Below are 14,507 nucleotides of genomic sequence, written 5' to 3'. Positions count from 1 at the left end.
AAATGATTTTTTGCCATGAAAAAACACATAGTTGTACTAACCGGTGCAGGCATAAGTGCCGAAAGTGGCATTAAAACATTTAGGGATGCCGATGGTTTATGGGAAGGGCACGATGTTATGGAAGTAGCAACGCCCGAAGGTTTTGCCTTAAATCCGGGTTTGGTTTTGGATTTTTACAACCAACGCCGCCGGCAATTGCGGGAAGTAACCCCCAACCAAGCGCATTTGGATTTAGCGGCTCTAGAACAAGCGTATAAAGTAACCATCATTACCCAAAATGTGGACGATTTGCATGAACGCGCCGGCAGCACCAGCGTTATTCATTTACATGGTGAATTATTAAAAGCCAGAAATGTGGTGGATGAAACCTCTGTAATTACCTGGGAAACTGATATCAACATTGGCGATGTGTGCAAAAACGGCCATCAACTGCGCCCACACATTGTATGGTTTGGTGAAAACGTTCCCATGATTGATGCCGCCATGGCCATTTGTAAAACGGCCGATATTTTGGTTATCATAGGCACGTCCATGCAAGTATATCCTGCGGCGGGCTTAATGCATTATGTGCCCAAAAACACGCCCATTTACTTCATAGACCCAAAACCTGCCATGGATAGCAAAGAGCATGTAACCGTTATTGCTGAAAGCGCGACCCTTGGGGTAAGGAAAATGATTGAACAGTTGTAACCCATTGCGTTGTTTAAAAATTTGACACGGATTTAACCAGCAAAATCTGTAAACCCCCTACCTCATTTCCTTTTATACTAATGGATGAAAACCTTGAAGCCGTTGGCGACCGATTAAATTTTTAAATCAATTTGTTTTAAATTTTCAATACGGTTTCTAACCAAGAAATCATCAATGGTTTCAAAATGTTCAATCACACGTTGGTCCTTAAATTCAAACACTTTTTGTGAAAGTCCTTGCAGGAAATCGCGATCGTGCGATACCAGAATCAGGGTACCATCAAATGCCAATAAGGCTTCCTTTAAAACATCTTTCGATTTTAAATCGAGGTGATTGGTAGGCTCATCCAGAATCAATAAATTAACGGGTTCCAGAAGAAGCTTAACCATTGCTAAACGTGTTTTTTCGCCTCCTGAAAGCACACTTACCTTTTTATCTATATCGTCGCCCTTAAACATAAAGCGTCCTAAAATATTTTTGATTTGGGTGCGTATATCGCCTTCGGCCACTTCATCAACCGTTTGAAAAATGGTTAAGTTATCATCAAGTAGCGAGGCTTGGTTTTGGGCAAAATAACCCACTTTTACGTTATGACCCAAGGCACAACTTCCTTCAAAATCGATTTCGCCCAAAATAGACTTGATCATAGTCGATTTTCCTTCACCATTTCTGCCTACAAACGATACTTTTTCACCACGAGAAATGGACATATTGACATTTTTAAACACCACGTGCGCACCGTAAGCTTTCGTTAAATCTTTTACCGTTACAGGATAATCGCCAGAGCGAATGGAAGGTGGAAACCGCAGTTTTAAAGCAGAATTATCAACTTCGTCTATTTCAATAATCTCTAATTTTTCCAGCATGCGCTCGCGCGAACTTACTTGGTTGGTTTTAGAGTAAGTGCCTTTAAAACGCTCGATGAACGCCATATTATCGGCAATAAATTTTTGCTGTTCGTTGTACGCCTTTATTTGGTGCGCACGTCGTTCTTCGCGCAATTGCAAATAATGCGAATAGTTGGCTTTATAATCGTAAATACGCCCCATAGTTACCTCAATGGTACGGTTGGTAATGTTATCGATAAAGGCTTTATCGTGCGAAATAACCATAACGGCCTTTGCTTTGTTCAATAAAAAATCTTCCAGCCAAATAACGCTTTCAATATCGATGTGGTTTGTTGGCTCGTCTAAAAGAATTAAATCGGGTTTTTGCAATAAAATTTTTGCCAATTCAATACGCATGCGGTAACCGCCACTAAACTCGCTGGTCAATCGGGTTAAATCTTCGCGTTTAAAACCCAGACCGCGCAGAGCTTTTTCAACTTCGGCATCATAATTCACGTCTTCGAGCGCATAATATTTTTCGCCCAGATCGGATACTTGCTGAATAATTTTCATATAAGCATCCGAATCATAATCGGTTCTGGTTTCCAGTTCTTTATTTAAAAGTTCCAGTTGATCGCGCATTTCAAAAACATGTTTAAAGGCTTTTGATGCTTCCTCGAAAACGGTACAGCTGTCTTCCGTTAATAAATGTTGTGGCAAATAAGCAATAATGGCGTCTTTTGGGTAGCGCACATGACCACGTGTAGGTTTTTGTACGCCTGCAATAATCTTCATCATGGTCGATTTTCCGGCACCATTTTTCCCCATAAGGGCTATTTTGTCATTTTCATTTATGGTGAAGGACACCTCGCTAAACAAGGCGCTTCCGCCAAATTCGACTGCTAAATTATCAACTGAAATCATCGTGAATTTTTTAAAGGTGCAAAGCTATAAAAAGAAGTTAGATATTAGCAGTTAGACATGAGATTTTGGCATCCAAAAATAATATAAATCTCTTTAGCCTTTTATCTGGTAAATAGTGCCTTAAAAACAGTATCTTCGCGCCTTATTTATAAAAAATCCAGAATGAAACGTATTAATGAGTACAAAAAATTGTTTGGTGTTGAACAGGAAATTGACCTTAAACAATTAAAAACCACTTACAGAAACTTGGTAAAAGAGTGGCATCCTGATAGGTTTCAAACTGGAGATGACAAAGCCTTGGAGGCCGAATTAATGAGTCGGAAAATTATTGACGCTTATCATTTTTTGGTAAGTATGGCTCCCGAAACCAAAGCGGCCAATTTGGATGCATATAACGAAACCATTAACAGCCCCATTATAGATTGGCAACACAAGGGCTTGGTTTTAGAAATGACTTTTTTAGACGGCAATACCTATGAATTTTTTGGTGTAAACAAAGCATTGTATATGAAACTGTGTCAAGCCGATAAATTAACGCGCTTTGCAAAACGCAATATTTTCAACAGCTATACCTACCGAAAGATTAAAAAGAGTGAAGTTGCGGCCTAAATTTGTTTAATTTAAACGCAACCTTTACTTATTTTCCACATCTTACTAATAAATAGGTTACTTTATGAAAAAGAAAGCCCTTGCACTCGTGTTGATTGCTCTAATTTTCAACCTTAGCTGCGATACAAGCCAAGCACCAAACACGCAAAACCTAAAAACGTACAGGGCGAGTTTAGCAACGTGGAACGCCTTAAAGAAAACCCATGGCGCATCTTATTCTTATAACATTGTAACAAGTTCTGTTTTTGGATTTGGAACCATCAAAAAAATAACCGTTTTAAATAATAAAGTTACGTCTCGAGATTACGAAGCTTATACCATTTACGATAACGACCGCAACTACCTTGGTTTTGAGAATAGGCTCATATTAATCGCATATTCTGAAAACACCAACAACCTAGGCACAAATAGTGAAGGCGCATTGCCAATAACCATAGACGCACTTTACAAAACCTGTTTGAACGATTACCTTTCGGTAGATGCCAATACCAACACCTTAACGTTTCACGTTGACGATTTTAACATTATCAAAGATTGCTTTTACGTGCCCAATGGCTGTCAGGACGATTGTGCCTTTGGTATCATGCTAACAAATTTTAATTGGTTGAAAGCGGGATGAAATTCAGCAACTGTAATCTCTAGATATCCATAGACACGAATTTCACAAATTAACACAAACATTTATGAAATTATCGCTATAAACAATCCTACGAACAGACATAATAACCAAAAAATAATAAATTAATGTCAAGTTCGGTCAACGTTATTTAGGCATTAACATCAAAACACCCAAAACCGATAACCCAATAACTTAATAACCCTGAACTTCCAACTTCAAGACCACGAATTGTCCCCTTGAGGGGACTTTAGGGGTGTCTTCAAAACTTGAATGACATTCAAAAACCCTAAACAAAATTAAATATCATCATTGGCAGCCTACCAAACATATAACTTAATAACCCTGAACTTCCAACTTCAAGACCACGAATTGTCCCCTTGAGGGGACTTTAGGGGTGTCTTCAAAACTTGAACGACATTCAAAAACCCTAAACAAAATCAAATATCATCATTGGCAGCCTACCTAACATATAACTCAATAACCCTGAACTTCCAACTTCAAGACCACGAATTGTCCCCTTGAGGGGACTTTAGGGGTGTCTTCAAAACTTGAACGACATTCAAAAACTCTAAACAAAATTAAATATGCATCATTGGCAGCCCTCCAAACATATAACTCAATAACCCTGAACTTCCAACTTCAAGACCACGAATTGTCCCCTTGAGGGGACTTTAGGGGTGTCTTCAAAACTTGAACGACATTCAAAAACCCTAAACAAAATTAAATATCATCATTGGCAGCCTACCTAACATATAACTTAATAACCTTATAACTCAATAATCATATAAACTTCCAACTAAAAACCTCTTTCAAAACAATAATATTTTTCTTATCAAAAATTATAGCACTTCATCTATAAAATACCTCTCAAACGAATAAATTAAGTACTTTAGCCTTTCTTTTAAAAACGCAATAGATTTTAATGGTAATGGGTTTAAAGATTACGCATCACAATTTTTTTTCCGATGTATTCGAACAGCAAAAAGGCCATGCACTCTACACGAGTGTTTCCAATGGTTTTAACCATGCAAACATCCGCTTAGAAAGTTATGGAGATGCCAATATGCCATTAAAATCGCACATACATACCTTTAAATTGGTGCCCGACTACTTAAAAACAACGGTTGCTGCCAATTGGCGATGCAACAAGGTGTTTTTAAAAGAAGGGTATCTGGCAGATTTAAAAGCTTCCGCATCGGTTGACGATTACCTAAAAAATGAATGTAAGCGCACCTTCAGGTATAAAATACAAAAATCGGTAAAACGGTTGCAAGCCTGTTTTAACATTACCTATAAAACATTTTACGGAAACAATATTAGCTATCCTACTTACGAAACCTTGATGGCCGTATTTCACCAGATGCTGAAAACCCGCTTCGAACAACGTAACGACCGGAATATCATCCTTGAAAACTGGGAGTATTACTTCAACATCGCTTTCAATCTCATTACAAACAAAAAAGCATCCTTATTTGTTATTTTTAATGATGAAGAACCCATCACGTTTACTCTAAATTTTCATTGCGATACCATTTTGTATTTTTCAGTGCCAACGTTTCATTTAGATTATGCCAAATTCACACCCGGCAATGTGGCCATCTATAAAATTATGGAGTGGTGCTTTCAAAACAACTACGACGTTTTCGATATGGGTTACGGCGGGTTTGAAAATAAAGTAAACTGGTGCAACGCACGCTATAAGTACGAACACCACGTGTTATTCCGCCCCAAAAACCAATGGGGCACCATATATACTGGCTTTTTAAACTACAAATACCAACTAATAAACTACCTCCTCTCAAAAAATGTAAACGGAATGGTTAAACAACTTAAAACCACCATAAAAGGAAAAAAAGAAACACCGGCACTACCCTACACGTTTTTGCTTGGTGCTGACTTACAGCATATTAAGGAAGCTGACCTTGTAAAAATAGCAATAGAACATGATAACGAATATCTTCTTAAAAAACCACTTCATGATTTTTTATATTGGAATACCGAACATGACACGGACGTACACGTATATAGATTGAATAACATGCCACAGCACTATCTGTTTAAAGGAAAAAAGGCCAGTGCCCTATTACAATTTACCACCTAGCGACCATGAAGCATATTAAAAGAGACCAGTTTATTTGGGATTTTCAAAACCATGAAACTATTCCAAACTGTTACAAAAAGGTGTTATTGAACGAAACGGTGTTTACCAACGAAACAGCCCGGGCAAACCCCGAACCCGTACTATATGTAAGCTTAGTGCCCACATATTTGGATTATGTGCTTGTAAACCACAATGCTTACCATCACAAAAAAATAAGCCATAAAGGGAAAGATGGGGCCGGTATGCTGCTAAATGGCGAAAATACGGTCGATTCCTATTTACAGAAATTTGCAAAGCGACAACTCCGCATCAACTTAAAGCGGGCCATTACCCGTTTGGAAGAATCCTTTAATATTACTTACGAATACAATTTTGGAAGCATCACCAACGAGAAATGCCAGTTTTTACTAACCGAAATGAGGCATTTATTGGAAAATAGATTCCAAGAAAAAAATATGGAGAACATGTTTTTAAAGGAATGGGAACTGCATACCGCTAACTTAGAAGCCTTGATACGCGCCAAAAAAGCGTCCTTATTTGTTGTTTATGATGAAGAAAAACCCATCAGCATCTCATTAAATGTGCATATAAAGAACAGCATCCTCTTCTCCAAATCGAATGCCTACGATACCGATTATGCCAAATTCAGTTTAGGCCATTTGGATAATTACTTGCTTTTAAAATGGTGCTTGGAAAACAACTACCAATTTTTGGACTTAGGGTTTGGCATCATGGACTATAAAATAAAATGGTGTAACCTTTTTTACAATTTTGATTACCATATTTACAGTAAAAAGGGTTCTTTTTTAGCTACGGGCATCGCTATATTGGAAACAACAAAAATCAAGTTGAAGAATGGTATCAAAACATTCAAAATACGCGAACGCTTACGGCACATCAAGTCTATTGCCATTAAAACCAAGGAAACAGAAACAGCAACAATGCCAAGATACAAACAAGAAATCCTGAGTGCTTCTGAAGCATTTCAAGAAACCGATTTAATGGAAATAAACATTAAGGATACGGAGTACAAGGCCATCCGACAGCCTATTTACGATTATCTATATGCGCAAAAAATGCATCTGAACGCGATAAAAACCTACAAGATTGAAGAAAACACGTTTTTGTGCAAAACGGGCGAACATCTTATTAAAATCATAAGGTTATAACCATGAAAAAGGGCCACTTTTTAAATGAATTATTGGAAAAGCACCACATACCAAGTGCCTATAATGCCCTGTGGTACGATTTTAACAATACCTTAGTTTACAAAGCTGAAGTTACCAAAACATCCCATATTTCGGTGCAAAAATGGATAGCCTTTCCAACATTTTTAAGACCCGACATAAACGACGCACTTTTTAAAACAAAAAAAAGCGTTCAGAAATTTCAGGATAGTTTTGGCATCATCATCCCACCAAACTGCACGCATATAGGTGAGTATCTCAATGAACATTTCAGTAAAAGTTCGCGGTCACCCATCCTAAAAAAAATGAAACGCTTAGAAAGCTGTTTCAACATCCGTTACCGTGTGTATTATGGGGAAATATCTATGGAAACTTATACCCAAATCATGGACAAAACACAAACCATGTTAGCGCGCAGGTTTAAACAACGGAATGACAATACCTTCGTGTTAAACCAGTGGAACAGGTACAAGACCTTGTTTTTTCCGCTCATTAACGAAAAAAAAGCATCGCTATTCGTGATATATAACGACGATACGCCCATACAGGTTTCCATTAATTTCCATTACCAAAAAACCTTTTTCGCCTATATTCCTGCCTATGATATTGATTATGCAGCATTTGGCTTGGGCAATACCGCCGTTTACAAGCAACTGGAATGGTGCATACAGAACCATTATGCCTATTTGGATATGGGCAATGGCGATTACGAATACAAAAAAAGATGGTGCAATTACCAGTATCAGCTGGAAACGCATATTCATTACAAACCTAACAACGTTTTAAACCTTTTGTGGGCCAACAAGGAATTAACACGTATAAAAACAACAAACATCTTAAAAACCCTTATTCATAGTACTTTTTACCAAAAAATGAAGTATCAGGTTTTGGCCAAACCATCGGCAAATGATGAACTTCCCTATGAACATTATACCATTGAAAACCTAACTGGCACGGATGCCATAAATAGCGACACACTGCAACCAATGGATTTAAATTTTCAAGCATTAAAAAAACCACTATATGATTTCCTATACAATACCAAAGACCATATCAATGCGGTGCGGGTTTATAAAATAGTCCATGAAACCGATGCTTATTTGATTAAGGGAGCCACCAGCATCCAAAAAGTAGTTTTCAATAAAAAACACAACGGGTCGTATGCATAAAATTAAAGGGTTTATTTTCAGCAAATTTTCAATTTATAACTTTTATATTCGGTCTGCTATTAAACGGTCAGTACCGCCATTTTATAGTAACGTTCATAACAATACTACTGATTTACCTATTATTTTCGAGTCGGAATCAGATGCGCCAAATCCAAATAAAGGCCTGCATTATGTAACATTCATACCCCCTTATGTTAAAACTGTTGCCAATAAGAGTTTAAAATATAAATCCTTATATCAATTTGTTGGTTTTTTGGCTGATTTAAAACCTTATGAATCTTTAGAAGCGTATATGAATCACCAATTTGGAGCTAAAAGCAGAAGTAAAATTAGGGCGTATTGCAAACGTTTGGATACCTGCTTCAATACCCGTTATGAACTATACCATGGCAGTATTGAAAAATCGGACTATCACGCTATAATTGATGCTTTGGAACGTATGGTTAAAAGACGTTTTAATCAACGGGGCGAAGAACACCAAGCAGAAAAAGATTGGGCCTATTATAAAGAAACAACCTATCAATTTATACTAGATAAAAAAGCATCCCTTTTTGTTATCTATGATAATGATAAACCCATAGACATCTGTTTAAATTACCATTATGATAAGATTATGCTCAATTATATCAGGACTTTTGATATTGATTATGGAAAATTCCGGTTAGGATATATCGATATCTTTAAACAACTGGAATGGTGCTTTGAAAACAACTATGAAATTTTCGATTTGAGTGCCGGTGTTTTCTCTTACAAAAAACAATGGTGCAATGTGACTTATAAATTTAGAAACGATATTGTATTCAATAAAACAGCGGTTTTCAATACCTGTTTCGGATATTTTGCATTTGCACTATTAAAATTAAAATTATTTCTAACCAATAAAAACATCATCAAGGACAAGGCAAATTCAAATCGTGATGTTTCAAATAGTAGCAGCAATGCTGTTGAAAACGTATTGATCAATTTTAAACAAACTGAACAAAAAGTTACCGAAATTACTGATGATTTCTGTAAAATTGATATTGAACAAAACGATTACGCATTTTTACGACAAACAATTTACGAATATCTCTATCTGAATTTTGAAAACAAAAATACGGTAGTTATTTATAAACTGAACAATATGCCAAATAGTTATTACATATGTGGTAAAAATAACTTCATAAGCATTGAACATCAATTAAAAATCAATGAAAATGAATAAAATTAAAACGTTTCTAGTAAGCAAACTTATAAGATATCATTTCCATGAATTTACACTAATTAAAAGACAAAAATTTCCCGTTTATTCAAAAGTAATAAACAAAGTGTCCGCAAAACCTATAAATAATTTAATAAAGACTCCAAATGATATCAACATAAAAAAAAATATATATTACGTTTTAGAAATACCCTCGTATGTGGAACCCGTAATTACAGCTAGTTTTAAAAAACTTTCATTTTACCGGATGCCGGGATTTTTAGTAAATATTGAAGGCTTCAAATCACTAAACGAATATATGTCATATCAATTTACAAGTAAAAACAAAAGTAAAATTAAATCATGTTGTAAACGATTAGAAACTTGTTTTAACATATCTTATAAATTATACTTTGGCAGTATAGACAAACAAGACTACGAACGTTTAATGGAAGTTTTAGAACACATGATAAAAAGACGTTGGGATCGAAGAAGTGGAAAGCATCAAGATGTTGAAAATTTGGAATTTTATAAAAAAATAACGTATCAATCTATACTAGAAAAAAAGGCATCCATGTTTGTTATTTATGACAATGAGAAACCTATAAGTATCGCTTTAAATTGTCATTATGAAAATGTTATGATTGGTAACATTATAGCCTATGATATAGACTATGCGAAATTTAGCCTTGGAAATATTGATGTTTATAAACTACTTGAATGGTGTTTTGAAAATAATTATAAAATTTTTGACTTAGGTGTATTATTTTTATCATATAAAAAACAATGGTCAAACGTAATCTATACGTGTAGAAATGACATTTTGTTTAATAAATTTTCTGTTTTTAACACCTGTTTCGCTTATTCTATTTATACATTATTCAAACTAAAGCTATATTTTACAAAAAAAAATATTTTAAAAGATACGGTTGATTTGGTTCATGATAATTCAAATATTAATAATTATAGTTCCCAATTTGCCAAAATAGAACTAGATTTCAAAATTACAGAACAAAAGAATCTAGAAACAAATAGCGATTTTATTGAAATTAATATCGAAACTGATAATTACAACTTTTTAAGAAAAACTGTTTACGATTATTTATACTTAAATTTTGAAAATAAAAATGCTATAACTATTTACAAACTGAACAATATGCCAAATAGCTACTGCATATGTGGTAAAAAAAGCATCATGCTCACACATCAAAATAGTGATAGCCCAAATCTATAATACATAACAGAATGGCATTACATGAGAATTTTCACGAAACCATCACAACAAAAAACAAAGTATTGGAGGGCTACCAAAAACTGTATTTTACCCATAACCTCACACCTGTTTTTGAATCTGAAAATAATCATCTAACAAATAGAAATACAGCAATTAACGTATCTTTATTTCCATCATATCTTCAACCTAAATTTTATAAAGGTTCAGGGCTTGAAGTGGTTAAAATTCCCCAAAAAAAAATAACGGGTTATGCCATTTTAATTAATAACCACAACCATTTAGAGGCCTTTTTTAAAGCCGAATACAAAAAAAATTTTAGGGCAAATATTTTAAGGTTTGTAAATAGGTTTGAAACCTGTTTTAACGCAACATACAAACTGTTTTATGGCGATATAGCGAAAGCCGATTACACCTTTTTAATGGCATCATTGCATACCATGTTAACCCATCGGTTCGACCAGCGCAATGATTCCAACAAAGTGCTTAAAAACTGGGATACTTACCTTCATACCACCTTTGATTTGATTCAAGCGAAAAAGGCATCCCTATTTGTTATATACCACAACACCAAGCCGGTTCATATTTGCATCAACCATCATTTTAACAACATATTGTTTGTTTCGGTACCTTCCTACGATATCGACTATGCCAAATTCGCCCTGGGCAATATTTCACTTTACAAACTATTGGAATGGTGTATAAACAACCACTATGAGGTGATGGATATGGCACAAGGCTATTTGGAATACAAACGCCGCTGGAGCACCCTTATTTACCATTTTGACCACCACATACTGTATCGCAAAGAAAACAAATCGGCTACTTTTGGGGCATGGATTGAAATGAACAAACTGCACTTTAAAAATTTCTTGAAATCGATGCATGTCGATACCCTGATAGAGCAGCTAAAACAACGCATAAAAAAGCAAACGGCCTATCAAGAAACCCTTCAATACCAATTGGAAGATACCCAAATAATGGATACAACCGGTTTAAAGGAGATAACCGAACACAGCCCCATATACCCTAACTTAAGAAAACCCATCAACGATTTTTTGTACACCCACAAGGAGCAGGATGCGACCTTAAAAATAGTAGCACTTAAAAAAGAAAAAGAATACCTCCTGCAAGGGCAACACGCATCTCAAAAATTGATTATTAAATAAACTATAACGAAATATTTTACGTCCTAACTAATATTATTTCTAATGATTCATAAAAAGAATAATATTACAATTAATAAAATTCATAGAAGAATGTTATCAAAAATCAAAAACAAAATAAAAACATTTTATGGCCTGTTAAAAGGCGGAAAACATAAAGATATATTAGAAATAATAAAAAGAAGAATGTACTCCGATGTAAGCTACTACTTTATCAAAAAAGACCTTACGATATTAGACAATGAACCCATTCCGGAAGCCAAGATAAACATCAAACTGCGCCCTTATAGAGAATCCGACCATCAGTATTTTAAAAACCTACCCTTAGATGATATGCTCATTAATGCCAATATCCCAACCTGCTATGTGGCCGTTACCGATGATGACGTACCGTGTTTCAGACAATGGTTTATGGAACCCAAGGATAATGATAAAATCCAAGCTTTTTTTAGATATAATTTTCCATTACTTAAAGCAGATGAGTGTATTTTGGAAAGAGCTTATGCCATTAGAAAGTTTAGAGGATTAAATATCATGCCCCGCGTAATCTATTTAATGGAAAAAATGGCTTTAGACTTGGGATACAAATGGGCCATTGGGTGCATTCCGGTTAAAAATACCCTATCGCTAAAAGCAGCGTTAAACGCACAAGCACGACCTTATAAACTGCAAGTTACAAAGCGACGTTTCTTTATCAGGCATACCGTATATATAGATATTCCCAAGAAATTAAAAGTGCAAAACCCATGGCTGTTTCCTGAAATAAATACACAAGGCAAAAACACATGAAACTTAAAAACTCCTATAAAACCTTTGTCATTTCCTTGCTTTTAATACCCAATTTGTTTGTGGTTGTTTTTGGCATTGAAAGTTTTCCATATACCTGTGCCCCCATGTTTGGGCATTATATTGATAACGAAACGCCTCTGTATCTATTTAAACTGGAGGGTGTTAACCAAAATAAAACCACCGATCTCACCGCTTATTTAGGAAAACCGGAAGACTTCTTTATGCGGCATTTTTTTAGTAAGGTTTATGGCTCTACGCAGGCCATCTCTCCGTTTTCGCACAAATTATCTGAGAGCCAATCGGCTTTTCAAAATAGGATGCATGTTTTTTTTGAACACTATACCACGGTTTTAAAGGAAAAGTACCACCTAAGCTTTGAACAAATTAACATAAAAGCGATACAAGTAGATCAAAAACGCCAACCACGGGCAGAACCTCAATTATTAGGCTATTATGATGGCTTAAACAAAACTTATGTATCGGCCTATAAAAATGCAACACCAAACAACCTACACCAAAACAAAACCCAACAATGAGCGTATTAAATAAACTATCGGCGGCCGTTTATACGATACTGAACCAACCACTCAGCGTGCTGCGTTTTGGGCTCGCCATTTTATTGGGGAAAAAAACCATTGAGCAATTATATTTTATTTATGATGTAACGGACAATGGTAGCTATGCGCTTTCAAAAACTTGGTTTACCAGTGTATTGCCTCCCTCTTTTTTCGACTTCAGTCCAGGTTACTTTAAAACCCTGGTTATTGTAATTGCAGTGGTTGCCATAACCGCTGCAGTGGGTTTTTTGGGCAGGTTAAACTTATTGCTTTTAGCTTTTTTTAGCTTTTATATTTTTGGGGTTAGCGAAGGTATTGGCATTTTTGACCACCATGCCTCCTTGCCCACCCAAGTTATTTTGGCACTGGCACTGGTACCGGGTACAATGAAACTTTCCATTGATTATGCGCTATTAAAATATGGCTATTTTAAAGGTAAAATGCCTTTTCCCCATGTTTCAAATAACCCTAAATGGGGCTTTAACCTGATATTGGCCTTGGTTGCCGTTACATATTTTACGGCGGGCATATCCAAATTAAGGTATGGACATGGCTTAAACTGGCTTGATGGCCAAACCTTAGGGTTCTACCTAAAGGAAAAAACTTATTTGTACAAAGAAGGCGACGTGCAATTGATTATTGGCGACAGTAACCTACCCGATGACCATAAATGGAAAGATGCCCTTGGGTTTATAGGCCATACCTATGCCAATTATCAAGTTTCGCCAAAATTAAGGGCCATTGCTGGATATGTAGCAAACAATCGGGTGCTTTTAATAGCCCTGTCGGTAGGCTCGGTACTATTTGAATTGTTGGCCTTTGTGGTGTTTATAAACTCAAGGTACCGAAACATCTATCTTATTTCGGCCATCGTGTTCCATCTATCCATTGGGGCCTTAATGGGTATTTCATTTAGGCAATACCGTTTTATTTGTTTCTGTTTAATGGATTGGAACCTCATCGCAACCTACCTCTCAAACAAGCTACAAGGGTTTAAGTGGTTGGGGTTCAAAAAATTATCAACAGGATAAATGGGTTTTAATCGATTTTTAATATGATGAAAGGGGATACATTGTATCTTTATGGTTTAGAGTTAACTGCAATTTAACCAATCACTATGGATAACAATTATTTCTTAAATATATCGATTAGCATTTTTGCTGGTATCTTAACTTATGTGCTAATCGGAATGTTTAAACAAGTACTTGAAAAAATTCTTATTCCTAGGTATCAAGCTAAAATTTATAAAGGACTCGATATAAGCGGAATTTGGATTGAGAATCATAACTATAAAAGGACTTTTGCCTCAAGAATCCGAAATAAAAATAAAACAAAATGCACACAAAATAAATGGAACTATAACTTTAGCTAAAAAAGAAAGATGACAACGAAATAATTGAAATTAAAAACTTTAGGTTCGAGGGCGAATTTTTAAACAACTTCCTTAACATAGCTTGT

13 protein-coding genes are annotated in these 14,507 nt (G+C 35.5%); 12 read left to right on the top strand and 1 reads right to left on the bottom strand.

Translation table 11 applies throughout. From position 1 onward, the window contains the following. Positions 1-15 precede the first annotated feature (15 nt). Positions 16-690: an SIR2 family NAD-dependent protein deacylase gene (locus GQO80_RS00960; RefSeq protein WP_157206329.1), complete on the top strand. Its 675-nt coding sequence runs from the start codon at positions 16-18 to the stop codon at positions 688-690. A gap of 113 nt (positions 691-803) precedes the next feature. On the opposite strand, the gene GQO80_RS00955 is transcribed toward GQO80_RS00960, so the two are convergent. Further along, positions 804-2,441 (bottom strand): ABC-F family ATP-binding cassette domain-containing protein, encoded by a 1,638-nt coding sequence (locus GQO80_RS00955; protein WP_157206328.1) that lies wholly within the window; start codon positions 2,439-2,441, stop codon positions 804-806. Between the two features lie 162 nt (positions 2,442-2,603). Between GQO80_RS00955 and GQO80_RS00950 the strand changes: the two genes are divergently transcribed. The 11 genes from GQO80_RS00950 to GQO80_RS00900 all read left to right on the top strand — a co-directional run bounded on the left by GQO80_RS00950 (position 2,604) and on the right by GQO80_RS00900 (position 14,080). Beyond that, positions 2,604-3,050: a KTSC domain-containing protein gene (locus GQO80_RS00950; RefSeq protein WP_157206327.1), complete on the top strand. Its 447-nt coding sequence runs from the start codon at positions 2,604-2,606 to the stop codon at positions 3,048-3,050. A 64-nt stretch (positions 3,051-3,114) separates the two neighbouring features. Beyond that, complete coding sequence (locus GQO80_RS00945) at positions 3,115-3,669, top strand: hypothetical protein (protein WP_157206326.1); 555 nt, start codon at positions 3,115-3,117, stop codon at positions 3,667-3,669. 928 nt (positions 3,670-4,597) lie between these two features. Then, the gene (locus GQO80_RS00940; protein WP_198037702.1) at positions 4,598-5,770 is read left to right on the top strand and encodes a GNAT family N-acetyltransferase; all 1,173 of its coding nucleotides are present in this window, start codon (positions 4,598-4,600) and stop codon (positions 5,768-5,770) included. 5 nt (positions 5,771-5,775) lie between these two features. After that, a complete protein-coding gene (locus GQO80_RS00935) occupies positions 5,776-6,939 on the top strand; it encodes a GNAT family N-acetyltransferase (protein WP_157206324.1) in 1,164 nt (387 codons plus the stop codon). A gap of 2 nt (positions 6,940-6,941) precedes the next feature. Beyond that, positions 6,942-8,126, top strand: a complete 1,185-nt coding sequence (locus GQO80_RS00930; protein ID WP_157206323.1) for a GNAT family N-acetyltransferase — start codon at positions 6,942-6,944, stop codon at positions 8,124-8,126. Next, positions 8,119-9,330 (top strand): GNAT family N-acetyltransferase, encoded by a 1,212-nt coding sequence (locus GQO80_RS00925; protein ID WP_157206322.1) that lies wholly within the window; start codon positions 8,119-8,121, stop codon positions 9,328-9,330. Before GQO80_RS00930 ends, GQO80_RS00925 begins: the two co-directional genes overlap by 8 nt. After that, the gene (locus tag GQO80_RS00920; protein ID WP_198037701.1) at positions 9,323-10,540 is read left to right on the top strand and encodes a GNAT family N-acetyltransferase; all 1,218 of its coding nucleotides are present in this window, start codon (positions 9,323-9,325) and stop codon (positions 10,538-10,540) included. Before GQO80_RS00925 ends, GQO80_RS00920 begins: the two co-directional genes overlap by 8 nt. 11 nt (positions 10,541-10,551) lie before the next feature. Beyond that, positions 10,552-11,706, top strand: a complete 1,155-nt coding sequence (locus GQO80_RS00915; RefSeq protein WP_157206320.1) for a GNAT family N-acetyltransferase — start codon at positions 10,552-10,554, stop codon at positions 11,704-11,706. Between the two features lie 90 nt (positions 11,707-11,796). Then, entirely contained in the window at positions 11,797-12,492 is a 696-nt protein-coding gene (locus GQO80_RS00910; protein ID WP_157206319.1) for a hypothetical protein, read from the top strand. After that, positions 12,489-13,028, top strand: coding sequence for a hypothetical protein (locus tag GQO80_RS00905; RefSeq protein WP_157206318.1), 540 nt, complete (start codon positions 12,489-12,491; stop codon positions 13,026-13,028). Before GQO80_RS00910 ends, GQO80_RS00905 begins: the two co-directional genes overlap by 4 nt. Beyond that, positions 13,025-14,080 (top strand): hypothetical protein, encoded by a 1,056-nt coding sequence (locus tag GQO80_RS00900; protein WP_157206317.1) that lies wholly within the window; start codon positions 13,025-13,027, stop codon positions 14,078-14,080. The genes GQO80_RS00905 and GQO80_RS00900 overlap by 4 nt, the downstream gene beginning before the upstream one ends. The last annotated feature ends 427 nt before the right edge of the window (positions 14,081-14,507 follow it).

Source organism: Mariniflexile maritimum (genome assembly GCF_009746565.1).
In the GTDB taxonomy this organism is placed as follows: Bacteria; Bacteroidota; Bacteroidia; order Flavobacteriales; family Flavobacteriaceae; genus Mariniflexile; species Mariniflexile maritimum.
Note: the sequence above shows the minus strand (reverse complement) of the source record. Positions and strands in the feature narration are given on the sequence as shown.

Excerpts from the sequence above, each read along its gene's own strand:
- GQO80_RS00960 (WP_157206329.1), top strand. The coding sequence starts at position 16 with ATGAAAAAACACATAGTTGTACTAACCGGTGCAGGCATAAGTGCCGAA.
- GQO80_RS00955 (WP_157206328.1), bottom strand. The coding sequence starts at position 2,441 with ATGATTTCAGTTGATAATTTAGCAGTCGAATTTGGCGGAAGCGCCTTG.
- GQO80_RS00950 (WP_157206327.1), top strand. The coding sequence starts at position 2,604 with ATGAAACGTATTAATGAGTACAAAAAATTGTTTGGTGTTGAACAGGAA.
- GQO80_RS00945 (WP_157206326.1), top strand. The coding sequence starts at position 3,115 with ATGAAAAAGAAAGCCCTTGCACTCGTGTTGATTGCTCTAATTTTCAAC.
- GQO80_RS00940 (WP_198037702.1), top strand. The coding sequence starts at position 4,598 with ATGGGTTTAAAGATTACGCATCACAATTTTTTTTCCGATGTATTCGAA.
- GQO80_RS00935 (WP_157206324.1), top strand. The coding sequence starts at position 5,776 with ATGAAGCATATTAAAAGAGACCAGTTTATTTGGGATTTTCAAAACCAT.
- GQO80_RS00930 (WP_157206323.1), top strand. The coding sequence starts at position 6,942 with ATGAAAAAGGGCCACTTTTTAAATGAATTATTGGAAAAGCACCACATA.
- GQO80_RS00925 (WP_157206322.1), top strand. The coding sequence starts at position 8,119 with ATGCATAAAATTAAAGGGTTTATTTTCAGCAAATTTTCAATTTATAAC.
- GQO80_RS00920 (WP_198037701.1), top strand. The coding sequence starts at position 9,323 with ATGAATAAAATTAAAACGTTTCTAGTAAGCAAACTTATAAGATATCAT.
- GQO80_RS00915 (WP_157206320.1), top strand. The coding sequence starts at position 10,552 with ATGGCATTACATGAGAATTTTCACGAAACCATCACAACAAAAAACAAA.
- GQO80_RS00910 (WP_157206319.1), top strand. The coding sequence starts at position 11,797 with ATGTTATCAAAAATCAAAAACAAAATAAAAACATTTTATGGCCTGTTA.
- GQO80_RS00905 (WP_157206318.1), top strand. The coding sequence starts at position 12,489 with ATGAAACTTAAAAACTCCTATAAAACCTTTGTCATTTCCTTGCTTTTA.
- GQO80_RS00900 (WP_157206317.1), top strand. The coding sequence starts at position 13,025 with ATGAGCGTATTAAATAAACTATCGGCGGCCGTTTATACGATACTGAAC.